Origin of the sequence: Methylophilus sp. TWE2, assembly GCF_001183865.1 — a bacterium.
Lineage (GTDB): Bacteria > Pseudomonadota > Gammaproteobacteria > Burkholderiales > Methylophilaceae > Methylophilus.
Map to the genome: position 1 here is coordinate 2,509,785 of NZ_CP012020.1, position 21,046 is coordinate 2,530,830.

Below are 21,046 nucleotides of genomic sequence, written 5' to 3' on the forward strand. Positions count from 1 at the left end.
AGGGGGTGCTATGGTAGATACGGTAAATATCTTTGAGGTCAGCGTAGGCTGGCAGCGCTATCCATAGGCTAAAGCACAAGCACCCTGTTAGAGAGTTCGTTGCGCGGTATGCTTTCTGGTGGAAAGTGCTTTGCCAAATGCTCACCAATCGCTTGTATGCCGTACACCACACCAGACTCAAACTGCCCACTTCTGAACATCCCTTCCATTTGCTGGCAAATCTGCTGCCAGCCGGCCTCGCCAACATGCCGATGGATACCGCGGTCAGCGACAATTTCGACATCGTGATCTGCCAGCAGCAAATAAATCAGCACACCATTGTTATGCTCGGTATCCCAGATATTGAGATGTCCAAACAGATTGATCGCCCGTTGCCGCGGCGCCAAGCCTCGCAGGATAGCATAGCCTGGCAAGCCAGACTCAATCACCACCCTGATTTCACCAGCGTGACAGTGCTCACTCTCGGCAATCACCTGTTCGATGTGTTTTAGTGATTTTTCGGGGAACAATGCAGCCACATGCCGTGGATGACTCCAGGCATGTCTTAACCAGCGTTTGAAAGGATGTATCGGTTTCATTGTTTTGCTTTACCAGTCACCAGAGGCTCCGCCGCCGCCAAAGCCACCACCGCCGCCGCTGAAAATATCCGGGCCACGGCTGCCACCAGAGTAACCGCCAAAACCGCCCGGAATATAGGGGCTTGAACCCATGCCACGCCCACCCATCGCCATTGTGAAAACGAATGCCGCCAAGCCGATTAACCCCATGATCAATGCGGTTGCGCCCAGCAACCCCGCCAGGCCACCGAGCAAACCGCCTGTTACCAGGCTGCCAGGGAAATCTCCCAATATACCTTTCAGGATTGCACCGCCAATAATAGCCGCAAACATGAGGATAGGCAGCAGGCTCATCCAGTCATTGGCATGCCCTTTGTGAGCTTGTTGTGCAGGGGCAGGTAACTGTTCGCCCTGGATTAACTTGATCAGCGTATCAGTGGCGAGTTCAAGCCCCTGGTAAAACTGACCTTGTTTGAATGCGGGCGACATTTGCTCACTGATAATGCGCTTGGCAATCGCATCTGGAATCGCACCTTCCAGGCCATAGCCCACCTCAATACGCATTTTCCTGTCGTTTTTGGCAATGATGACAATGACGCCATCATCCTGTTTCTCGCGACCAATCTTCCAGGCATCTGCTAAACGGATACCAAATTGTGAGATTTCTTCAGGCTGGGTGCTGGGCAACAGCAACACCGCCACTTGCGAACCAGATTGCTGTGAAAACTGGCTAAGCTTTTGGTTAAGAGCGGCCTGCTCTTCTACCGACAGTGTCTGCGTTAAATCCGTGACCGGACTTTGCAGGGTAGGGATATCCACCAGTCCATCTGCTGCATGGCCAGTGACCGCACTGAGCAACAGGCAACAGACTAGCAGCAGGGAGTTCCAGCGAGACCTCATCACAAACAATGACTTAAACAATTATTTACTGTCACCAAAATCCACTTTGGGCGCGCTGGAAATGGTTTTCTCGTTCTCGACGGTAAAAGTCGGTTTGGGTTGATAGCCAAACATCATGGCAGTCAGGTTGTTAGGGAAGCTACGCACAGCCACATTATATTGTTTCACTGACTCAATATAGCGGTTACGCGCGACAGTGACACGGTTTTCAGTCCCTTCCAATTGTGCCTGTAAATCACGGAAGCTGGCATCTGCTTTCAGATTAGGATAATTCTCGGAAACGACCATCAACCGTGACAAGGCACTGGTCAGCTGGCCTTGTGCAGCCTGGAATTTGGCAAACGCATCCGGGTCATTCAACAGCTCAGGCGTCACCTGCATGCTGCCCACTTTTGCCCGCGCTTCAGTCACTTCAGTCAACACTTTTTCTTCATGGCTGGCATAACCTTTCACGGTAGACACCAGGTTAGGTACCAAATCAGCCCGGCGCTGGTACTGGTTCAACACTTCAGACCAGTTGGCCTTGGTTTCTTCATCCAGGCTTTGGAACTGGTTATAGCCGCAACCAGATAAGCTTAAGGTCGCTGCCACTAATAAAACGTTTAATAATCGGCGCATGTCAGACTCCAGTCTAAAATTAAAACTTATTGTTGGGTTTTGTGATTGCAATAGCTCACATGTTCGCAAATTAGATGTGGGCTATCAGCGACTTCTTCAAGCGCTTTCCATCTCTTTCTGCGCCAGTAACAGACACAGATCTTGCCAAACCTCTTTTTTCAGCTGGGGGTTTTCGAGCATGGCACGTGGATCATGGGTAATGACATAGGCCATATTGCCTTGCGTGTGCAATTGCCCGCGGACCGATACCAGTTCACGATGTTCTGCGTTTAAAAAATGATTTGCAGCTTCCAGTCCAAACAACACACAAAAACGGGTTTTTACCTGATCGAGGCTAACGATTTGCTGATGCAACACCACCTCATCAGCTGGTAAGCGCAAGGCAAGTACGATATTTTGTAATAATTGCTGACTTGGAACATCTCCAGCTTGCGGGCAATACAACAACCATGGCGACTGCACCACTGGCTCAGGTGAAATGTCGGGTGGTTTTATTTCAGCAATCAATGCCGCAGCGTCTTCCTGAACTATAGGCGTCTCTGTAGCAACCACCACTGACTCTGCGCTTACCTCAACCACAGGCATGGCAACTACCTGCGTTTCAATGCTGGGCGCTTTCTCAGGCACACTTGGCTGCAGCAAGGTTTCGGCCAGAGGCGACCGCAACCGCCAGACAGGTAATAACTCCAGTTCACGCAGCATGTCTTCACGCGTCAAGCTCATCGCTGCCTCCTGCTCATAAAGCCAGTCCCATTAACACCGCATCTTCACGACCAGTTTTGGTTGGATAATAATTGCGGCGTATACCCATTTCACAAAAGCCCATTGCCTCATATAACGCAATGGCCTTGGTGTTGCTCACCCGTACTTCAAGAAACATATTGGCGGCCTGATGGCGTTGAGAAATATGGATCATATGTGCCAGCAAGGTCCGGCCCAGGCCCTGCCCCTGAAACGGTCTGGCCACGCTCAGGTTGAGCAAGTGCGCCTCATCCAGCACCATCATCACCAGCGCATAGCCGACGAGATCCCCCGCTATTTCCATTACCCATGCACTATACCCGGCATTGAGCGAATCTTTGAAATTTCCTAATGTCCATGGATGGCTATAAATGGTCGGCTCAATCCTGCTGATGACAGCTAGGTCATCGTAGGACATTGGCCGAAACGACACTTGTTGTTGTGGTAAGGCACTCATAGGGTCGCGCTTATAGCGTTTGTCCTTGTGCACGCTCGGCTGCAGTTAATGCAACCCGGTTACGTACATATAAAGGCGCAGCATCCTGCGCAGATTGCGCCTGGCCCGCCGCAAACAATGGCTGGGCCAACGCCAGCATGATACTAGCCTGTGGCATCATATCCGGGCGTACACTTGCCAATTGACCCTCATACTTACCCGACAGCGCCTGCTCAAACACGCGCCAGCCAGATCCAGCCCCTAGCCAACCATCACCCTCAACGGCAGGCACATCCTGCGGCTTGCAAACCACAGGCGCAGAAACTTCTTGCCAGGCATCCGCCTGCCAGATCAATGCTGCGTGATAAACCTCGCCCATCCTTGCATCCAGGCACACAATCACTTTTTCTGCCTGTGCTATTTGCCTTGCAGACTCTGCAACTGCGAGCACAGAGCTGATGCCGATCACTGGCAAGTTGGCACCAAACGCCAACCCTTGTGTGACACCCACTGCCACACGTACACCGGTGAATGCCCCTGGCCCGGTGCCATAAACGATGCCATCCAGCTGAGGCAATTGAACGCCAGCCTTCATCAATAAATTTTGGATTTCCGGCAAGATACGCTGCGAAGCGGCCGGGCCGGTCACTTCATCAAATGCCAACATACTTGCCTCGGTTTGCAGGGCTAGTGACAGCGTTTCGGTAGAGGATTCTAGAGCTAGTAATTTCATGATGCATGAGTGATAAAGCGCTATTTTGCCATAAGGATGCCCAGCCACACAGCGATTACTTTCGCCTATAGGCGAGTTACTTTCTGTTGCTTGCCCCACAGAAAGTAACCAAAGAAGAGGGCACCCAGCCATCACGGCCTAACGGCTTCCTTGCGTTGCTCAACAAAGTAAGCGGTCACGAAACTCGCCCTAGCAGCTTGCATACTTCGCAAGCTGCTGCGGAGCTCAGACAGTCGCTCCCTTCTCTCTTACTTTGTTTCCGCTACTCAGCGTGATGGGATGGGATTTATCTCGCCAAACTCTCAGTGTAGAAATTGGCACGTCTAAAAATTCAAATTCTTTTCTTTGATGCACAACCGATGGCGCTCATGGGTTTTCGGGCCCCTATCTGCCGCGCCGAGTAGCGCAGGCAAAATAAGATCAAGCGAGCGGCTGTCCGAATCCCGCGGCGGCCTGCGGTATGTGCAGGCCACTAGGATGAGTTTCGCGAGCGCTTATTTTGATGAGCAACGCAGGAAATAAGCGGAAGCTAGGGTGTCTTGTTCTTTGCCTTCTTTCTTATGGACAAGCATAAGAAAGAACGGTCGCCGAAAAGGCGAAAACCCCTCACCGCCTAATAACTATGCCTATCTTCAGGAAAACGCCCTTCCTTGACTGCTTGCACATAATCACTCACGGCCTGCTGCACACTGCCTGACTGCTGCAAAAAGTTCTGCGCAAACCTTGGTGCCTTATAGTCTTGCGGCGCTTTATCGGCCGGGCCGGTATAAATGCCCAGTAAATCCTGCAACACCAGCACCTGGCCAGTACAGCCTGGCCCCGCGCCTATCCCTATCGTCGGCACATGAATGCTTTGTGTGATGTGTGTCGCTAATGCCGCCGGCACCATTTCAAACAGTACCATGCTTACCCCAGCTTGTGCCATGGCTTGCGCATCTGCCAGCATGGTCTGTGCGCTTTCTTCCGTTTTGCCCTGGATTTTATAGCCCCCCAGCTTTTCAACCGATTGCGGAGTAAAGCCAAGGTGCGCGCAAACAGGCACGCCATTATCAACTAGGTAGCGCGCAGTGGCGACCATCTCGCCACCACCTTCGATCTTCACGATATGCGCACCGGCAGCCATCAGTGTTTGCGCGTTGGCCAGTGCCGTTTGCGGATCATGCTCATAACTGCAGGCTGGCATGTCAGTCATGATGACGGTATTGGGCGCGCCTTTTGCCACCAGCCGCGTGTGGTAAATCATGTCCTGCATGGTGACTTCCAGGGTATTGCTCGCCCCTTGTATCACCATGCCCAGCGAATCCCCCACTAGCAAGACGTCCACGCCGGCCAATGCCAGCACTTTGGCAAACGTAGCGTCGTAGCAGGTGAGCATGGTAATTTTCTCGCCTGCCTTGGCCTTTGTAAGAAGGGTATTCAGCATCTGTTTTCAGTGATCCAAATAAGATCGGCACGTACCGATTGCCGACCATATTTCAATTAAAAGTTAGGATTAAAGTACTCGCGGCTGCTCTTGATCTGGCCGATGCGTTCAATCAGCAAATCAAAGGCTTCCGGATCTTTAATGATATTGAGCTTTTCGTTATTGACGATCAACAAAGGTGAGGCATCATAGGCATGAAAAAATTCGCTGTAAGCATCAGCCAGGCGCGCAATATATTCGCGCGGCATGTCTTGTTCGTAGCTGATATTGCGCTCCTCTATGCGGTCCATCAATGCATCGACAGGGGTTTGCAGATACACCACCAAATCGGGTTTTGGTGCCTTAAGTTGTAGATGGTGATAAATCTGGTGATACAGCGAATATTCTTCGTCATCTAGGTTTAACCGCGCAAACAGCGGGTCTTTCTCCAGGAAGAAGTCAGAGACAGTCGGCTGGCCGAACATATCCCGCTGGGCCATATCTTCAATCTGGCGCGAACGCTGAAACAGGAAGAATAACTGTGTCGGCAAGGCGTAGCGCTGAGCATCCTGGTAAAAGCGGGTCAGGAAGGGATTGGCCTCAGCTTTTTCAGACAGCAGCTCGACTGAAAACTTATCAGCCAGCATGCGTGCCAATGTAGTTTTGCCACTGCCTATGGGGCCTTCAATCACGACATAAGGGAAACGGTTAAACATTGTTCTTGCTCGTTCAGCTTATTAAATCAGTGCCAGTATGCGCACGTCTCAGTTTTATTCATGCCACTTTTTTCACATCCCAATTTTTCTAATATCTTGGTGCTGAGATTCTGCTACCCATTCTACAACAGTCTTTCCCTGTGGCAGTATAAAGTCGGGCACAATTTCAGCCAGCGGCAAAATGACAAAGCCGCGTTCATGCATGCGTGGGTGTGGCAGCTTCAAAAGCTCGGTATCCAGTTGCATGCCGTCATAGTCCAGCAAATCCAGGTCCAGGATACGCGGTGCATTGGGGAATGGGCGCTCGCGGCCAAATGTCTGTTCAATGTTGAGTAAAAGCTGCATCAACTTTGGTGCCGGGATATCGGTCGCCACCTGCACCACGGCATTGATAAAGTCAGGCTGGTTATCGTAGCCTACCGGTGCCGTCGAATATAGGCTGGAAGCCTTGATCAAACTTAAACCGGGCGTGTTTGCCAACACCTCAATCGCCTTGCCGACCTGTTTTTCAGGCTGTTGCAAATTACTGCCCAGCGCAATCAGGGCTGTCGCCATTAAGCCGGCTCCTCGCCAGCAGGTTTTTTCTTGCGCGGTTTACGGCGGCGTTTTTTGGGCCCGTTTTCAGGCAATAACATGGCAGTACGCTCCTCAGTGCCCGCGTCGGCAAAGCGTGTCCACCAGTCACCTATCTCCTGCGGCAGCTCGCCAGAGGCACAACGCAGCAGTAGGAAATCATAACCCGCGCGGTAACGAGGATGCGTGATCAAAGCATAGGGACGTTTACCCGAGCGTTGTTCAAAACGCGGCTGCATGGCCCAGATTTCTTTCATGGTCGAAGTATAGCGATTATGAATCGCCATTTTCTCAGCCTGTTTGTCGATGACTTCGTTCATCGCCTCATGCAAGGCCGGGATCATGTGCTCGCCACGCTTCTGGTTTTCCTGCCAGGCCAGCAATACCTCATGCCACAGCAAGGTGGCAAACAAAAAACTGGGGTTGGAAGACTTGCCGGACAGAATGCGCTCATCAGTATTTTTCAGCGCCAGCATGACAAACTTTTCACCTAGGGGCTGCTCCAGCACCACATCGAGCAGGGGCAGCAAACCATGATGCAGATGCTGCGCGCGCAAGGCATTGATGCTCTCAATCGCATGGCCAGACAAGAACAGTTTGAGCATTTCATCGAACAGGCGACTGGGTGGCACGTCTTCGAGTAGGTCAGCCAGTTTTCGAATTGGCGCTTCGGTAGACTTTTCCAGTTTCAGGCCAAGTTTGGCCGACAGGCGCACGGCGCGCAGCATGCGTACCGGGTCTTCCTGATACCGCGTGACCGGGTCACCAATGATGCGCAATGTTTTGGCACGGACATCGGCCACGCCATGATGAAAATCGAGCACTTCCTGACGTTTGGGATCGTAATACAAGGCATTGGCGGTGAAATCACGTCGCACCGCATCCTCTTCTATGCTGCCAAAGACGTTATCGCGGATGATACGGCCACTATCATTGGTTTCAGCATCACCTTCGCTCAGGTGATGCCCCCGAAATGTAGACACTTCTATCGTTTCATGCCCCCACAAAACGTGTACCAGCCTGAAGCGGCGACCAATAATACGTGAGCGGCGAAACACTTTGTGTACCTGCTCCGGCGTGGCATTGGTCGCCACATCAAAATCCTTCGGCGGATGGTTGAGCAGCAAATCGCGTACGGCACCACCGACAATATAGGCTTTAAAACCCGCTTTCTGTAGCTGGTCACAGGTTTTCAGCGCTGCCTGACTGATGTGCTTCTGGTTGATTTTGTGTTTGCCCGCCGGAATGATTTGCGCCGCAGGCAATTGGGTATGGGTGTTCGCGCTGGCACGACGCCGGAAGACTTTTTGCAGTAGTTGTTTAATCATTATTTTGTAATTCGAGCGTCAGCGGCGCTGCGCTATAGTTTATGTTGGTTATTCCACAATACATCAGGCACGCCTGCATGCCGGTTAAGCGCGCGACACAGGACAAATAATAAATCGGACAAACGGTTCAGGTATTGTAATGCTTCAGCGGTTACTGGCGATTGCGCATGCAAAGCATGTAACACCCGCTCGGCACGACGACAAACCGTACGCGCCAAATGGCAAACAGCCGCCGCCCGGCTACCACCCGGCAGAATAAATTCCTTCAATGGTGGCAACGTTTCATTCCACGCATCCAGCGTCATTTCCAGAAACGTTACGCGTCCAGCCTGGATAAAGTGGTGCCCTGGCATGCACAGCTCACCACCCAGGTCGAACAAATCATGCTGGATCGCCAGCAAGCTGTCACGCACCTCATCTTCCAGATCTTCCACCAGCAACATGCCGAGCACCGCATTGAGCTCGTCCACGTCACCCATGGCTTCCACGCGCAAATCATACTTCGCTACGCGCGAGCCATCGCCGAGCCCTGTTGTGCCGCTATCGCCAGTGCGTGTGTAAATCTTGCTTAGCCTGTTGGCCATGCCTGATACCTGTCTAAAATCCGATATAATCCAACCATTATAAATCATACCGTGCCATTTCGATGTGCTCAGCGATTGCAGTCAACGCCCCGGTCGGGGTGATGGATTCCGGCGTCGGCGGACTCAGCGTACTCCAGCATTTAACCCGCCAACTGCCGCACGAACATTTCATCTATTTTGCCGACAGCGCGCATGCGCCTTATGGCAATAAAACCGCGACCGAAATCCAGCAACGCTGCTTCACCATTGCCGACACACTCATCGCAAAAGGCGCTAAAGCGCTGGTCGTCGCCTGCAACACCGCCACCGCCGCGGCTATCGCTGCCATGCGCGAGCGTTACAGCCTGCCCATTATCGGCATGGAACCCGCAGTCAAACCCGCGGCAGCGGCCAGCAAAAACGGCATTATTGGCGTACTCGCCACCACTGGCACCCTCAAAAGCGCGCAATTCGCCGCCCTGCTTGAGCATTACGGTCAGGGTGTACAAGTCGTCACTCAAGCCTGTGTGGGGCTGGTGGAATGTATAGAGCAAGGGCAACTCGACACCCCTCACACGCTTGCACTTTTAGAACAATACTGCCAGCCACTCATAGCCGCTGGTGCTGACACCATCGTACTGGGCTGCACGCACTACCCTTTTGTGCGCAAACATATTCAAACAATTGTGGGGCCGGATGTTACTTTGATTGATACTGGCGCGGCGGTGGCGAAGCGTTTACAGCAGGTGCTGGAGCAAGAGCAAATGCTCAATACAGCAACAGAAGCTGGGGATTATGTGTTTTTGACGAGTGGTATGGAAAAGACTGGGCGGGTGATGCAGGAGTTGTGGGGGCTAACAGCCTAGACTTTAATTTTTAATATAAAGGTTTATAACAAGTAACTCTTCAGAAATTTGACTTTTCAGAATATCGAAACGTCTTATTTCGCCTGTAGGCGAGTTACTTTCTGTTGCTTGCCCCACAGAAAATAACCAAAGAAGACGGCACCCAGCCATCACGGCCTTCGGCTCCCTTGCGTTGTTGGCTACGGCCGCTACGCTTAACATTGCTGCGCAAGTTAGCCTACGCCGTAACAGTCTGCTTCGCATTCTTAGTTATCAACAAAGTAAGCGGTCACGAAACTCATCCTGGCAGCTCACAAACAACGTGAGCTGCTGCGGGATTCAAACAGTCGCTCCCTTCTCCCTTACTTTGTCTCCGCTACTCAGCGTGATGGGATGGGATTTATCTCATCTAAGTAGCATCGTTGAAGTTTGGACGGTTCAAAAACAAAATTCTTTATTCAATCCACTAACGGTGGCCCTCATGGGGTTTCGGGCCCCTATCTGACGCGCCGAGTAGCGCAATCAGCGTGGGAGAAGTCGGCCAGCGGCTGTCCGAGTTCCGCGGTGGCTTGCGCAGTTTGCAAGCCACTAGGGAGAGTTTCGCTGGACGCCCACGATGATGAGCAACGCAGGGAACAAGCGGAAGCTAGGGTGCACTTTCTTTTGGTTACTTATTCTTTGGGCAAGCAAAGAAAAGTAACTCGCCGAGGGGCGAAATAAACATTTATCCATCCAGCATCGAACGCAAAAAACCACAAACCGGGCAAGTAAAGACAAAGCAAATTACTAAAAAGCGAAAAGCAATTACCCAGCCAGGGAAAGGACTTTAGTCACAAATCGAACCCAGCGTGGATTCCGGCAGTCGCCGGAATGACGCAGCTGATGACAGCCCAAGCTTGACGATATAAAAAGCTCTAAATTATTCACCCAACATCCGCCAACAAAAAACCCAAGCATCGCGTGGGTTTTTCAATTTAATGGTGATGCACCTGCGTTCCAGGCTTCAACCTGAACTTTGTCCCGCAATACGGGCAAGACACCTGCCCCGTTTTCGCCACATCCAGAAACACTCTTGGGTGCGATGCCCATAACGCTACTTCTTTGGTCGGGCAGTGCAAAGGCAAGTCTTTGCCGTCTACTTCAAACTCTTTGACATCAGACATTCAAACTCTCCCGCAAACAGGCGTGTCGCAAATTGATTAAACGTGATTGATTAGACCAAAGTCAGCCAGTGGGCATACTTGGCATTTTTGCCTTTCACCACATCGAAATACATGCTTTGCAGTTTCTCGGTGATGGGGCCACGGCTACCTTCACCAATCGCGCGGTTATCCAGTTCGCGGATAGGCGTCACTTCAGCGGCTGTGCCAGTGAAGAAGGCCTCATCTGCGCTATACACTTCATCACGCGTAATGCGCTTTTCGATCACTTCCAGACCCAGCTCTACTTTCGCCAAGTGGATGATGGTGTCACGCGTGATGCCTTCCAGCGCTGAAGTCAGGTCTGGGGTGTACAGTTTGCCGTTGCGGATGATGAAAATGTTTTCACCGGAACCCTCAGCCACGAAACCATCTACATCCAGGAGCAACGCTTCCTGATAGCCATCTTGCGCGGCTTCCTGATGCGCCAGGATGCTGTTCATGTAGTTACCGTTGGCCTTGGCTTTACACATGGTGATGTTGACGTGGTGACGCGCAAAAGAGGAGGTCTTGACGCGGATACCTTTAGTGATGGCCTCTTCACCCATGTAAGCGCCCCAGCTCCATGCACCGACAATGACGTGGGTAGACAGGGTTTTAGCGGAAATGCCCATCGCTTCTGCACCATAAAACGCCATCGGGCGCAGGTAGGCAGACTCAAGATTATTTTCACGCACAGCCGCTTTTTGGGCCTCGGAGATGGTTTCTTTATCGAACGGCATTTTCATGCCGAGGATATGCGCACTGCGGAACAAGCGGTCTGTGTGCTCTTTGAGGCGGAAAATCGCCGTGCCTTTATCCGTTTTGTAGGCACGCACCCCTTCAAACACGCCCATGCCGTAGTGCAGGGTATGGGTTAATACATGGGTGGTGGCGTCACGCCAGTTGACCATTTTGCCGTCGTACCAGATAACGCCGTCACGGTCTGCCATCGAACTCGGTATTGCCATTTAAACTCGCCTTTAATCCGTCAGTCATCAAAAACCAATATTGTAAACCAATCTCCGCCCTTTTCGCCTATGTTAGAATCCATTTCAGTGATGATTTACAAGGATTTTTTGCATGTCTGTGCGTTTTAAGTGGGTTTACCTGGCCTTGATACTGCTAACCACACTACTGGTCGCCTGCCAGCAGGGGAGTTCTGCCAGTTTCATTGGTACTGATTTAACCGGCACCCAGTTTGGCAAGCCGCTTTCGCTAACTGACCATACCGGCAAATTGCGCAATATGAATGACTTCAAGGGTAAGGTTGTCGTGCTATTTTTTGGTTACACGCATTGCCCGGACGTCTGCCCGAGCACGATGAGCGACCTCAAGCAAACCATGAAGCTGCTGGGAGACAAAGCCAATGACGTGCAAGTACTGTTTGTGACGGTAGACCCGGAACGTGATACGCAGGAAGTGCTGGCACAGTTTGTGCCAGGGTTTGACCCGCGCTTTATTGGACTGCGTGGCACCGTGGCCGAAGTCGCCGCCAACCTCAGTGAATACAAAGTGTATGCGGCCAAGGTCAGCGAACCTGGAAAATCCGGCTATACCATGGATCATAGCGCTGGTTTATATGTCTTTGATAAAAGCGGCGCCCCTCGCATCTATCTGGGCTATGGTGAAAAACCAGCAAATATTGCACATGATTTGCAGTTACTCCTCTAGTTGCAGAGCGCGAAGGAATCTTTCCCAGCGCCAGCATCAAGAACGATTGTCATTTAGATTTTTATTTAAAATATTATTTAAAATCAAATAGTTAAGTTAATTTTTTAATTGCATCATTTGTGTTTTCCTGTATGATAGCTGCATCAAAAATGCAAACAGGAGCCGACATGAAAGGCGATAAAAAAATCATAGATATATTGAATGACCTGCTGGCGGGTGAATTATCCGCCACAGATCAATACCTGATCCACGGTGAAATGTATGCAGACATGGGATTGGGGAGCCTGGCAGAACACAGCCTACATGAATCCCTGCATGAACGTGAACATGCCCGCGCGCTGATCCAGCGCATCCTGTTTCTCGAAGGCAAACCTAACCTGGCCAAGCGCGACGCGCTGAATATCGGCAAGGATGTGAAATCCATGCTGGAATCTGATCTGGCGCTTGAGTATGCCGTGGTCAAACACCTGAAAAAAGCCATGGAAGCCTGTGAACAAGCACAGGATTACGTGACCCGCGAAATGTTGCTGGTGCAACTGGAAGATACGGAAATGGACCACGCCTACTGGCTGGAAAAACAGCTTAACCTGATCAAACTGGTGGGTATGGAAAACTATTGCCAGAGCCAGATGGGCAACAGCCCTTCTGCCGCATAAGGAGCATGACGGATGAAAGGCGATAAACAAATCATCAACACCTTGAACAAGGTGCTTAAAAACCAGCTGACTTCTATCAACCAATATTTTTTGCATGCCCGCATGTTCAAAAAATGGGGGCTTGAGCGACTGAATGACTACCAGTACAAACAGTCCATCCGCGTCATGAAAGAAGCCGATGAAGTGATTGAGCGCATCCTGTTTCTGGATGGACTGCCTAACCTGCAAAACCTGGGTAAACTACTGATAGGCGAAGATGTCGTTGAATGCCTGCAGGGCGACCTGAGCTTTGAAAAAGAAGTACAACGCCCGCAACTGGTGGAAGCCATTGCCGAGGCAGAAAAACTGCAGGATTATGTCTCTCGCGATTTGCTGACCGAGCTGCTGGAAGCCTGCGAAGAAGCGATTGACTGGCTGGAAACCCAACAGCGACTGATTACAGACGTGAGCCTGCCGAACTATCTGCAATCACAGATCGAGTCTGATTAGCTGGATAGATAAAAGCGAATCATCGAATTAAGCCGCGAAAGCGGCTTTTTTCATGGCTGCATGGAACCATATTGCTATTGACAAAGTCCACATAAATGATAATAATTATCATTAGTGATTTTAAGTAGAGGCAATATGTACGTTTGCGTGTGTAATGCAGTGACTGAGCGGCAAATTCATCAAGCAGTGAAAAATGGTGCGAAAACCGTAAAGCATTTGAAGGACGAGTTAGGTGTAGGGGCAGAATGCGGCAAATGCGCCAGCTGTGCTAAGGCCTGCCTAAAAGAAGCGCACGCAGAACAACATCCAGGCCTGGTTAAAAAACTGATACAACTGACGCCCGTACAACTAGGCGCAGCTTAATCGAAACCGATTCTGAAAAGGGGCTTTGAGCCCCTTTTGTTATTTATCGACCGTAATCTTTGCGCCATAACCAATCGCCATCTACAATCTGGGTTCCCCATTTTGGCCATCCGCATGACCCTCGCTACTTCACCGGCTCTACACTGGCGCACCCTGGTTTTATTATTACTGCCCCCACTATTCTGGGCTGGTAACTTCATTGCCGGACGCGCGATCAATACAGAAGTGCCTCCTGTCATGCTTTCCCTGATTCGCTGGAGCATTGCTGCGGTTTGCCTGTTACCGTTTGCCATCCACCCTTTTTTACGAGATTGGCGAAGCTATGGGCAATACCGCTGGCATGTGCTGGGCACTGCCATCACTGGCGTCGCGACGTTTAACTTACTCGTGTACTGGGGCTTACATACGACCAGCGCCACCAATGGCATCATCCTCAATTCATTTATTCCATTCCTGGTGGCCATTTTTGGTTTTCTGCTCTACCGGCATCAACTACCTGGCAATCAACTGGTCGGACTGCTCGTATCGCTGGTTGGCGTACTCATCGTCGTCTCCCATGGCAACTGGCTGGTATTGCGTTCTTTGGCCTTCGCTCCCGGGGATCTGATTATCTTACTTGCGATGATTTTCTGGGCGCTGTACACCTTATGGATCAAGGAGATTCCAGCAAACATTAATCGCACCGGCCTCATGTTATGTCAGGTATTCATTGCTTTGTTACTGTTGATGCCACTGGCCGTGTGGGAAAGTCAGACAACAAGCATTCACCTGGAGAATTCTCATACGTTATGGATATTAGCTTACATCGGCATTTTTCCATCTGTGATTGCCCTGCTTGCTTACTCCAAAGCAGTGACGCTGGTTGGCTCAGTGCGTGCCAGTGTTTTTATTCATGCCATGCCAATTTTCGGATCAATCCTATCAACCCTACTGCTGCGAGAGACATTCCATGGATATCAACTGCTGGGCATGCTGACCATTTTTACCGGTATCTGGCTGGCGAACCGTACAAGCAAGAGATAAGCATTTCAACTTAAGTCATTCGACTTTGTGATTGACGGTTATTTGTTTCAAAACTTCAAGGAGATCAAGTGATGGCAATTGCATTGAACCCTGAGTTGGATTTAATTCTGGAAAGAGAGGTGGATGTGACGCCAGAGGAAATATGGCATGCGTGGACTACCCCCGAGCACTTGAAAAAATGGTTCTGCCCGTTGCCGTGGAAAACCGTCGAATGTGAAATCGACCTCAAACCAGGTGGGCTTTTCCGTACAGTGATGCAGTCGCCCGAAGGGCAGCAATTTCCTAATATTGGCTGCTATCTTGAGGTGATCACAAACAAAAAGCTGAGCTGGACCAATGCCCTGCAACCCGGCTTTAGGCCAGCGCAAATGCCAGAATTATCACCTGGCCACGAATGTGCAGAATTCTTGATGACGGCCACCCTGCTGCTGGAAGCCACCGCGCACGGAACCAGATATACCGCCTATGTGTTGCATTCTGATGCCGCAGCCAAGCAGCGGCATGAAGCCATGGGCTTTGAACAGGGCTGGGGGATGGTGCTGGATCAGTTGGTGGCTGAGATCAAAAAATCGCGTTAAATCCCTGCGATCACGCCATGCGATGCAAAATGGGCGACAATGCCCTGAGCTCTTTTTCAGCCTGTACGTGATTGGGGAACAGGCTCTCCTGCACCGCATAAAACCTCGCCGAGTGGTTCATTTCCCTGAGATGCGCCATTTCATGGCAAACCACATACTGGATGATATGGGGTGGCGCTTGAATCAATCGCCAGTTCAAACGGATTTGTTTGCGGCTATTGCAACTGCCCCAGCGTGACTTAGCATTTGAAATCGCGACCGAAGTAATGTTTTCACCCATTTGCGCAGCGACAAGCTCTACCCGACGCTTAAAGTCCGGCAGGGCTTGCTGGGCATACCATTGCAATACTTTGCGCGCGACAGATGCAGGCTGGTCAACCTGCGGCGACCTCACCAGCAACTGGTTACCTTGCAACACCACCGCTTTATTGGTGGCATGATGTTGTAGCGTCAGCACAATATCCTGGCCCATAAACAACAGCGGCTCGCCATCCTGCCATTGCATGGGGGCAACTTGGTTGGTTTCTCGCAAGGCGAGTTTCTGCTGTATCCAAGTAGCTTTTTGCAGCAGGACTTGTTGAAGCTGGGTGGCAGAAATACGTTTGGGGGCATGTACCACCAAGCCATTGGCGGTAATTTTGAGGCCTATGGTTTTACGCAGACGTAAATCGAGCTGGTAGGGAATCGTTTGCCCGTCAGGCAATTGCAGGCGCTGCTCAATCACAGTTTCAACATCTCGGCTTCAATCCAGTCCTCAACCTGTTTGTTGACGGCGTCGGGCTTGAGGCCTTTGGTATCAATCGGCTGACCTATCACCACCTGGATCACACCCGGATATTTGAGGATGGAGTTTTTGCGCCAAAAACGCCCGGCATTATGCGCAACCGGCACAACAGTGGTTTCACTGTGCGATGCCAGCCAAGCACCGCCGATATGATACTTTCCTCGATGACCGGGGGCCGTGCGGGTGCCTTCGGGGAAAATCACCACACTCAAGCCCTGCTTCAGGCGGTCTTTGCCATTGTTGACCAGTTTTTTCAATGCCTCACGGCCAGAGCTGCGATCAATCGGAATCGCATCCAGCGCCCAGAACGCCCAACCCAGGAAGGGAATCATCAGTAGCTCTTTTTTCATCACCCACACTTGCGGCGGAAAAATACACTGTAGCCCTATAGTCTCCCAAGCCGACTGATGCTTGGCAAGAATGATATGTGCGCCAGCAGGAATGCGCTCACGGCCAGTGACCTCATAGCGCAAATTGCACGTCACCTTAAGCCACCACAAGACGCCATACGCCCAGCCACTGACCCAACGCGACCGCGTGACCGCAGGGAGTGGAATCAGCAAAATCGCCAGTAATGAAAATGGAATGGTCAACACAATCAACCCGGCATAAAATAGCAAGGCGCGCGCATACAACACCGCTTTTTGCATTACTTGTCACCTGCAATGATGTCTTGAACAGCCGCGGCCAGGTCAGCAACCACAATGGTATTCATGGGCACATCAGCCAAGTTATAGGTTTCTTCGCCTTTGCCTGTACGCACCAGATAAGGTTGGCAACCTGCTTTATCAAACGCCTGCAAATCACGTAAGGCATCACCCACGCCAGGCACTTTGGTCAACTCGATATTGAAACGGCGACCGATTTCTTCAATCATGCCCGTTTTGGGTTTACGGCATTCGCAGTGGTCATCTGCCGCGTGCGGGCAATAAAAGACGGCATCGATACGGCCACCGACCTGAGCCAGGGCTTTGTGCATTTTGTCGTGAATAGCATTGAGCGTCGCCATATCAAAATAGCCGCGCGCGATGCCCGACTGGTTGGTGGCCACTGCCACGCGGTAGCCATGCTGGTTTAATTGTGCAATCGCTTCCAGGCTTCCGGGAATCGGAATCCACTCGTTTGGGTTTTTGATAAAGGTCGCGCTGTCGCGGTTAATCACGCCGTCACGGTCGAGGATGACTAATTTCATGCATAAACTCCTGACGGCAATAAATTAACTCGCCAGCTTGGACAAATCTGCCACGCGGTTCATGGCCTGGTGCAAGGTGGCTAACAGACCAAGGCGGTTCGCTTTCAATGCAGGATCGTCTGCATTGACCATCACCTCGTCAAAGAATGTATCGACGGGTGCCTTGAGCACGGCCAAGGCTTGCAGTGACGCAGTGTAATCACCAGTTTCAAACAGTTGGTCCGCCTTAGGTTTGGTGGTTGCCAGCGCCTGATACAAGTCTTTTTCAGCCGTTTCTTGCAACAACTCCGCTTTCACGTCGGCTTTCACTTCGCCTTCCACCTTTTTCAGAATGTTAGACACGCGCTTGTTAGCAGCCGCCAGCGCAGGCGCTTCTGACAGGTTGGCAAATGCTTGCACCGCACTTAAGCGACGAGGCACTTCGGCTAATTGGTTCGGTGACAATGACAACACTGCATCGACTTCTTGCGCGCTTGCGCCCTGGTCACGAAGATTCACAGCCAGGCGGTCAAAGCAGAAGGCCTTAATGGCATCAGCCACATCTTGCCCACCATTAAACACGCTCAGGGTTTGCGCAATCAACGTATCAAAGGCCAATGGCAAATCGGTTTCCATCAGCATGCGCAAAATGCCCAATGCCTGACGGCGCAAGGCAAACGGATCTTTATCACCGGTTGGTTTTTCACCGATGCTGAACAGGCCGACCAGTGTTTCCAGTTTATCGGCCAAGGCCACCACCACACCGACCTGGCTGCGCGGCAGTTCATCCCCAGCGAAACGTGGGCGGTAATGGTCTTCAATGGCATAAGCCACATCATCCGCCAGGCCTTCATGCTGTGCATAGTAGCGGCCCATAATGCCTTGCAGCTCCGGGAACTCGCCGACCATATCCGTCAGCAAATCGACTTTGGACAAGCGGGCGGCTTGTGCCACTTTGGCAACAAAACCATCGCCGCCAATGTGCTGGGCAATCGCGGAGGCAATCGCCACCACGCGCTCATTGCGCTCGCCTTGTGAGCCTAACTTATTATGGTAGACCACTTTACCCAGGCCAGCCAAACGGCTTTCCAGCGTCTTTTTGCGGTCCTGATCAAAGAAGAACTTGGCATCGGCCAGACGTGGACGCACCACGCGCTCGTTACCACCAATCACCTTGCTGGCATCCGCCGGGTTGATGTTGGAGACAATTAAAAACTTATTCGTGAGTTTGCCGCTCGCATCTAACAGCGGGAAGTATTTCTGGTTGGCCTTCATGGTCAAAATCAGGCACTCTTGCGGCACCGCCAAAAACTCTTCTTCAAACTGGCCCAGCAACACATTGGGGCGCTCCACCAGCGCAGTCACTTCATCGAGCAGCGCCTCATCTTCAATCGGCTTCAGTCCTTGTTTATCAGCGGCGGCTTGCAGCTGTTTTACAATCTCGGCACGACGCGCGTCAAAACCTGCAATCACAGCACCCTCATCAGCCAGTTGCTGTGTGTAAGTATCGGCAGAGGAGAGCGTCACGACTGGATTTTTCGCCTCAAAGCGGTGACCTTGCGTGGTATTGCCTGCCGTTAAACCCAGCGTTGAAACCGGTACGATTTCATCACCATGTAGTGCGACCAGGCCATGCGCCGGACGCACAAAATTCACACTTTCCCAGCCATCGTTGATCTGGTAAGTCATCACTTTGGGGATAGGCAATTTTGCCAGCGTTTCATCCAGTGCTTTTTGCAAGCCTTCTTGCAAGGTGGCACCTGCCTGGGTCGCATCCAGAAACAGGATATCGGCCTTGCCATCATGCTCTTTGCGCAGCTTGGCAACGGCACTTTCATCTTCACCCAAGGCTTGCAGCTTTTTTAGCAAAGCAGGCGTCGCATTGCCGCTAGCATCCAGACCAACAGTCGCTGGCATCAGCTTTTGTGCGACTTGTTTATCAGCCGCTTTGGCAGAGACCTTGGTTACATGCGCAGCCAGACGACGTGGCGACGCAAAGGTGGTCACCATACTATCATCGGCCAGCAAGCCAGCTGATTTCAGGCTTTCAGCCAATACACCACTAAAAGCTTCACCCAGTTTTTTCAGTGCCTTAGGCGGCAGCTCTTCGACAAATAACTCTACTAACAGATTGCGGGTACTCATGCGGCGGCTTTCTTGTTTTGTTCTGCTTGTTCGCTCTCAAGTTTGGCGATGACTTCATCGGCCCAGGCTTTAGGCGCCATGGGGAAGCCCAGTCTGGCGCGGCTATCCAGGTAGCTGGCGGCAACTGCACGGGCCAGGTTGCGGATACGGCCAATGTAAGCGGCACGCTCAGTCACTGAAATTGCACCACGCGCATCCAGCAGGTTAAAGGTGTGCGCGGCCTTTAATACCTGTTCGTAGGCTGGCAAGGCGAGCTTCGCTTCCATCAGGTGCTTGGCCTGTTTTTCGTGCGCATTAAACGCGGTAAACAGGAAGTCAGCATCGGAATGCTCAAAGTTATAGGTCGACTGCTCAACTTCGTTCTGGTGGAACACGTCGCCGTATTTCACGCCAGGCGAGTACTCGAGGTCATAGACATTCTCCACGCCTTGCAGGTACATGGCCAGACGCTCCAGGCCATAGGTAATTTCACCGGTGATGGGCTTGCAGTTGATGCCGCCAACCTGCTGGAAGTAGGTAAACTGCGTCACCTCCATGCCGTTAAGCCAGACTTCCCAGCCCAGGCCCCAGGCACCCAGGGTTGGATTTTCCCAGTCATCTTCCACAAAACGAATATCGTTTTCCTTGAGATTAAAGCCCAATGCTTCGAGTGAACCTAAGTACAGTTCCAGAATATTGGCTGGCGCTGGTTTCAGTACCACTTGATACTGGTAATAATGTTGCAAGCGGTTTGGGTTTTCACCATAACGGCCATCTTTGGGACGGCGGCTAGGTTGCACATAGGCTGCTTTCCATGGCTCAGGGCCTAATGCGCGCAAAAAAGTGGCGGTATGGCTGGTGCCTGCGCCAACTTCCATATCGTAAGGTTGCAGCAAAGTGCAACCTTGTTTATCCCAGTATTCTTGTAGTTTTAAAATGATTTGTTGAAAGGTCAGCACCATGATGCCTGATCCGCTTGATTGTAAAACGATTATTTTACCTGATTCAGACTAGGTTAAGAAATCGCATTGCAGCGCCATTGAATGAGTTAAACAGTTTTTTTTACGGTTTTTTGCGATTGTGGCTGCAAAGAAATTTTGATAGATTAGATGCATGAAATCCTATCGCACATGGGTACTGTTGCTCACGTTGTGGTTTGCCCTGTTGCAAACCATTGCGCCGCTGTTGCACGCTCATGCTGCTGGTGACACGGCCATAGATGACGGCCCACATATGCATATGGTCGATATCCCGGCCTTACACACTGAAGCGGCCGAATCCAAGCATCCGTTTCACTGGCATATGCACTCCAGCAAATCGCACGGCCAGATCATCGGTCTAGGTCAGGCGATCAGTGAAAGCAATACCTTGTTATCTCTGATTGATGCCTATGCCAGCATTTGGCTGACTGCTTTAGTCCCTACGCTTTTTCTCTTGTCACTATGCCTGTTGCTACCTTGCCGCCAATTTAACCGGCAGCCACACGATAGTGCACAATACCGATCTCCCCTCACGCGCCACAGTCCGCGCGGCCCACCTTACGCCTGAACCATAAACACCTTGCATCGGCTGGTATTAACCAACCGTTTGCCTG

The 21,046-nt window shown here is 51.4% G+C and carries 26 protein-coding genes; 8 read left to right on the top strand and 18 right to left on the bottom strand.

Annotated elements, in window-relative coordinates; translation table 11 throughout:
* Window positions 1-68 precede the first annotated feature (68 nt).
* The 11 genes from ACJ67_RS11770 to ACJ67_RS11820 all read right to left on the bottom strand — a co-directional run bounded on the left by ACJ67_RS11770 (window position 69) and on the right by ACJ67_RS11820 (window position 8,588).
* Complete coding sequence (locus ACJ67_RS11770) at window positions 69-578, bottom strand: TPM domain-containing protein (protein WP_049639231.1); 510 nt, start codon at window positions 576-578, stop codon at window positions 69-71.
* 9 nt (window positions 579-587) lie between these two features.
* On the bottom strand, window positions 588-1,457 hold the full coding sequence (locus ACJ67_RS11775; protein ID WP_049639918.1) for a YgcG family protein: 870 nt from the start codon (window positions 1,455-1,457) through the stop codon (window positions 588-590).
* 21 nt (window positions 1,458-1,478) lie between these two features.
* Complete coding sequence (locus tag ACJ67_RS11780) at window positions 1,479-2,075, bottom strand: LemA family protein (protein WP_049639232.1); 597 nt, start codon at window positions 2,073-2,075, stop codon at window positions 1,479-1,481.
* 96 nt (window positions 2,076-2,171) lie between these two features.
* Window positions 2,172-2,798: a hypothetical protein gene (locus ACJ67_RS11785; protein WP_197080618.1), complete on the bottom strand. Its 627-nt coding sequence runs from the start codon at window positions 2,796-2,798 to the stop codon at window positions 2,172-2,174.
* 13 nt (window positions 2,799-2,811) lie between these two features.
* The gene (rimI, locus tag ACJ67_RS11790; protein WP_197080619.1) at window positions 2,812-3,273 is read right to left on the bottom strand and encodes a ribosomal protein S18-alanine N-acetyltransferase; all 462 of its coding nucleotides are present in this window, start codon (window positions 3,271-3,273) and stop codon (window positions 2,812-2,814) included.
* Window positions 3,274-3,283: 10 nt separating this feature from the next.
* A complete protein-coding gene (gene tsaB / locus ACJ67_RS11795; RefSeq protein WP_049639234.1) occupies window positions 3,284-3,985 on the bottom strand; it encodes a tRNA (adenosine(37)-N6)-threonylcarbamoyltransferase complex dimerization subunit type 1 TsaB in 702 nt (233 codons plus the stop codon).
* A gap of 613 nt (window positions 3,986-4,598) precedes the next feature.
* Complete coding sequence (panB, locus tag ACJ67_RS11800; RefSeq protein ID WP_049639235.1) at window positions 4,599-5,408, bottom strand: 3-methyl-2-oxobutanoate hydroxymethyltransferase; 810 nt, start codon at window positions 5,406-5,408, stop codon at window positions 4,599-4,601.
* Window positions 5,409-5,464: 56 nt separating this feature from the next.
* Window positions 5,465-6,103: a deoxynucleoside kinase gene (locus tag ACJ67_RS11805; RefSeq protein ID WP_049639236.1), complete on the bottom strand. Its 639-nt coding sequence runs from the start codon at window positions 6,101-6,103 to the stop codon at window positions 5,465-5,467.
* A 72-nt stretch (window positions 6,104-6,175) separates the two neighbouring features.
* A complete protein-coding gene (gene folK, locus ACJ67_RS11810) occupies window positions 6,176-6,658 on the bottom strand; it encodes a 2-amino-4-hydroxy-6-hydroxymethyldihydropteridine diphosphokinase (RefSeq protein WP_049639237.1) in 483 nt (160 codons plus the stop codon).
* On the bottom strand, window positions 6,658-8,004 hold the full coding sequence (pcnB, locus tag ACJ67_RS11815; RefSeq protein WP_049639238.1) for a polynucleotide adenylyltransferase PcnB: 1,347 nt from the start codon (window positions 8,002-8,004) through the stop codon (window positions 6,658-6,660). The genes folK and pcnB overlap by 1 nt, the downstream gene beginning before the upstream one ends.
* Before the next feature lie 32 nt (window positions 8,005-8,036).
* Complete coding sequence (locus tag ACJ67_RS11820) at window positions 8,037-8,588, bottom strand: cob(I)yrinic acid a,c-diamide adenosyltransferase (protein WP_026295613.1); 552 nt, start codon at window positions 8,586-8,588, stop codon at window positions 8,037-8,039.
* A 62-nt stretch (window positions 8,589-8,650) separates the two neighbouring features.
* On the opposite strand from ACJ67_RS11820, the gene murI reads away from it, so the two are divergent.
* Window positions 8,651-9,433 carry a glutamate racemase gene (gene murI / locus ACJ67_RS11825; RefSeq protein WP_049639239.1) on the top strand — a complete coding sequence of 261 codons (783 nt, stop codon included), beginning with the start codon at window positions 8,651-8,653 and terminating at the stop codon, window positions 9,431-9,433.
* Between the two features lie 953 nt (window positions 9,434-10,386).
* Here murI and ACJ67_RS14685 read toward each other — a convergent pair.
* Window positions 10,387-10,575, bottom strand: coding sequence for a zinc-finger domain-containing protein (locus ACJ67_RS14685; RefSeq protein WP_082164031.1), 189 nt, complete (start codon window positions 10,573-10,575; stop codon window positions 10,387-10,389).
* Between the two features lie 50 nt (window positions 10,576-10,625).
* Entirely contained in the window at window positions 10,626-11,543 is a 918-nt protein-coding gene (locus ACJ67_RS11835) for a branched-chain amino acid transaminase (protein ID WP_049639241.1), read from the bottom strand.
* Between the two features lie 130 nt (window positions 11,544-11,673).
* On the opposite strand from ACJ67_RS11835, the gene ACJ67_RS11840 reads away from it, so the two are divergent.
* From ACJ67_RS11840 to ACJ67_RS11865, 6 genes are all read left to right on the top strand, one after another.
* Window positions 11,674-12,264 (top strand): SCO family protein, encoded by a 591-nt coding sequence (locus ACJ67_RS11840; RefSeq protein ID WP_049639242.1) that lies wholly within the window; start codon window positions 11,674-11,676, stop codon window positions 12,262-12,264.
* Window positions 12,265-12,431: 167 nt separating this feature from the next.
* Window positions 12,432-12,920, top strand: a complete 489-nt coding sequence (bfr, locus tag ACJ67_RS11845; protein ID WP_049639243.1) for a bacterioferritin — start codon at window positions 12,432-12,434, stop codon at window positions 12,918-12,920.
* A 12-nt stretch (window positions 12,921-12,932) separates the two neighbouring features.
* On the top strand, window positions 12,933-13,409 hold the full coding sequence (gene bfr, locus ACJ67_RS11850; RefSeq protein WP_049639244.1) for a bacterioferritin: 477 nt from the start codon (window positions 12,933-12,935) through the stop codon (window positions 13,407-13,409).
* Between the two features lie 135 nt (window positions 13,410-13,544).
* Window positions 13,545-13,772: a bacterioferritin-associated ferredoxin gene (locus tag ACJ67_RS11855; RefSeq protein ID WP_049639245.1), complete on the top strand. Its 228-nt coding sequence runs from the start codon at window positions 13,545-13,547 to the stop codon at window positions 13,770-13,772.
* A 114-nt stretch (window positions 13,773-13,886) separates the two neighbouring features.
* Window positions 13,887-14,795, top strand: a complete 909-nt coding sequence (locus ACJ67_RS11860) for a DMT family transporter (protein ID WP_049639920.1) — start codon at window positions 13,887-13,889, stop codon at window positions 14,793-14,795.
* Window positions 14,796-14,866: 71 nt separating this feature from the next.
* Window positions 14,867-15,373: an SRPBCC family protein gene (locus ACJ67_RS11865; RefSeq protein WP_049639246.1), complete on the top strand. Its 507-nt coding sequence runs from the start codon at window positions 14,867-14,869 to the stop codon at window positions 15,371-15,373.
* A gap of 10 nt (window positions 15,374-15,383) precedes the next feature.
* Here ACJ67_RS11865 and ACJ67_RS11870 read toward each other — a convergent pair whose 3' ends face one another.
* The 5 genes from ACJ67_RS11870 to glyQ are packed head-to-tail and all read right to left on the bottom strand — an operon-like array spanning window position 15,384 to window position 20,411.
* The gene (locus ACJ67_RS11870; protein WP_049639247.1) at window positions 15,384-16,097 is read right to left on the bottom strand and encodes a M48 family metallopeptidase; all 714 of its coding nucleotides are present in this window, start codon (window positions 16,095-16,097) and stop codon (window positions 15,384-15,386) included.
* Window positions 16,094-16,807, bottom strand: a complete 714-nt coding sequence (locus tag ACJ67_RS11875; RefSeq protein WP_049639248.1) for a 1-acyl-sn-glycerol-3-phosphate acyltransferase — start codon at window positions 16,805-16,807, stop codon at window positions 16,094-16,096. Before ACJ67_RS11875 ends, ACJ67_RS11870 begins: the two co-directional genes overlap by 4 nt.
* Window positions 16,807-17,349 carry a D-glycero-beta-D-manno-heptose 1,7-bisphosphate 7-phosphatase gene (gene gmhB, locus ACJ67_RS11880; RefSeq protein WP_049639249.1) on the bottom strand — a complete coding sequence of 181 codons (543 nt, stop codon included), beginning with the start codon at window positions 17,347-17,349 and terminating at the stop codon, window positions 16,807-16,809. Before gmhB ends, ACJ67_RS11875 begins: the two co-directional genes overlap by 1 nt.
* Window positions 17,350-17,373: 24 nt before the next feature.
* On the bottom strand, window positions 17,374-19,473 hold the full coding sequence (gene glyS / locus ACJ67_RS11885) for a glycine--tRNA ligase subunit beta (protein ID WP_049639250.1): 2,100 nt from the start codon (window positions 19,471-19,473) through the stop codon (window positions 17,374-17,376).
* Window positions 19,470-20,411 (bottom strand): glycine--tRNA ligase subunit alpha, encoded by a 942-nt coding sequence (glyQ, locus tag ACJ67_RS11890; protein ID WP_178055179.1) that lies wholly within the window; start codon window positions 20,409-20,411, stop codon window positions 19,470-19,472. The genes glyS and glyQ overlap by 4 nt, the downstream gene beginning before the upstream one ends.
* 154 nt (window positions 20,412-20,565) lie before the next feature.
* On the opposite strand from glyQ, the gene ACJ67_RS11895 reads away from it, so the two are divergent.
* Window positions 20,566-21,000, top strand: a complete 435-nt coding sequence (locus ACJ67_RS11895; protein ID WP_049639252.1) for a hypothetical protein — start codon at window positions 20,566-20,568, stop codon at window positions 20,998-21,000.
* The last annotated feature ends 46 nt before the right edge of the window (window positions 21,001-21,046 follow it).

What these genes read in the sequence shown, in the direction of transcription:
- ACJ67_RS11770 (WP_049639231.1), bottom strand. Translation starts at nt 578, where the DNA reads ATGAAACCGATACATCCTTTCAAACGCTGGTTAAGACATGCCTGGAGT.
- ACJ67_RS11775 (WP_049639918.1), bottom strand. Translation starts at nt 1,457, where the DNA reads ATGAGGTCTCGCTGGAACTCCCTGCTGCTAGTCTGTTGCCTGTTGCTC.
- ACJ67_RS11780 (WP_049639232.1), bottom strand. Translation starts at nt 2,075, where the DNA reads ATGCGCCGATTATTAAACGTTTTATTAGTGGCAGCGACCTTAAGCTTA.
- ACJ67_RS11785 (WP_197080618.1), bottom strand. Translation starts at nt 2,798, where the DNA reads ATGAGCTTGACGCGTGAAGACATGCTGCGTGAACTGGAGTTATTACCT.
- rimI (WP_197080619.1), bottom strand. Translation starts at nt 3,273, where the DNA reads ATGAGTGCCTTACCACAACAACAAGTGTCGTTTCGGCCAATGTCCTAC.
- tsaB (WP_049639234.1), bottom strand. Translation starts at nt 3,985, where the DNA reads ATGAAATTACTAGCTCTAGAATCCTCTACCGAAACGCTGTCACTAGCC.
- panB (WP_049639235.1), bottom strand. Translation starts at nt 5,408, where the DNA reads ATGCTGAATACCCTTCTTACAAAGGCCAAGGCAGGCGAGAAAATTACC.
- ACJ67_RS11805 (WP_049639236.1), bottom strand. Translation starts at nt 6,103, where the DNA reads ATGTTTAACCGTTTCCCTTATGTCGTGATTGAAGGCCCCATAGGCAGT.
- folK (WP_049639237.1), bottom strand. Translation starts at nt 6,658, where the DNA reads ATGGCGACAGCCCTGATTGCGCTGGGCAGTAATTTGCAACAGCCTGAA.
- pcnB (WP_049639238.1), bottom strand. Translation starts at nt 8,004, where the DNA reads ATGATTAAACAACTACTGCAAAAAGTCTTCCGGCGTCGTGCCAGCGCG.
- ACJ67_RS11820 (WP_026295613.1), bottom strand. Translation starts at nt 8,588, where the DNA reads ATGGCCAACAGGCTAAGCAAGATTTACACACGCACTGGCGATAGCGGC.
- murI (WP_049639239.1), top strand. Translation starts at nt 8,651, where the DNA reads ATGTGCTCAGCGATTGCAGTCAACGCCCCGGTCGGGGTGATGGATTCC.
- ACJ67_RS14685 (WP_082164031.1), bottom strand. Translation starts at nt 10,575, where the DNA reads ATGTCTGATGTCAAAGAGTTTGAAGTAGACGGCAAAGACTTGCCTTTG.
- ACJ67_RS11835 (WP_049639241.1), bottom strand. Translation starts at nt 11,543, where the DNA reads ATGGCAGACCGTGACGGCGTTATCTGGTACGACGGCAAAATGGTCAAC.
- ACJ67_RS11840 (WP_049639242.1), top strand. Translation starts at nt 11,674, where the DNA reads ATGTCTGTGCGTTTTAAGTGGGTTTACCTGGCCTTGATACTGCTAACC.
- bfr (WP_049639243.1), top strand. Translation starts at nt 12,432, where the DNA reads ATGAAAGGCGATAAAAAAATCATAGATATATTGAATGACCTGCTGGCG.
- bfr (WP_049639244.1), top strand. Translation starts at nt 12,933, where the DNA reads ATGAAAGGCGATAAACAAATCATCAACACCTTGAACAAGGTGCTTAAA.
- ACJ67_RS11855 (WP_049639245.1), top strand. Translation starts at nt 13,545, where the DNA reads ATGTACGTTTGCGTGTGTAATGCAGTGACTGAGCGGCAAATTCATCAA.
- ACJ67_RS11860 (WP_049639920.1), top strand. Translation starts at nt 13,887, where the DNA reads ATGACCCTCGCTACTTCACCGGCTCTACACTGGCGCACCCTGGTTTTA.
- ACJ67_RS11865 (WP_049639246.1), top strand. Translation starts at nt 14,867, where the DNA reads ATGGCAATTGCATTGAACCCTGAGTTGGATTTAATTCTGGAAAGAGAG.
- ACJ67_RS11875 (WP_049639248.1), bottom strand. Translation starts at nt 16,807, where the DNA reads ATGCAAAAAGCGGTGTTGTATGCGCGCGCCTTGCTATTTTATGCCGGG.
- gmhB (WP_049639249.1), bottom strand. Translation starts at nt 17,349, where the DNA reads ATGAAATTAGTCATCCTCGACCGTGACGGCGTGATTAACCGCGACAGC.
- glyS (WP_049639250.1), bottom strand. Translation starts at nt 19,473, where the DNA reads ATGAGTACCCGCAATCTGTTAGTAGAGTTATTTGTCGAAGAGCTGCCG.
- ACJ67_RS11895 (WP_049639252.1), top strand. Translation starts at nt 20,566, where the DNA reads ATGAAATCCTATCGCACATGGGTACTGTTGCTCACGTTGTGGTTTGCC.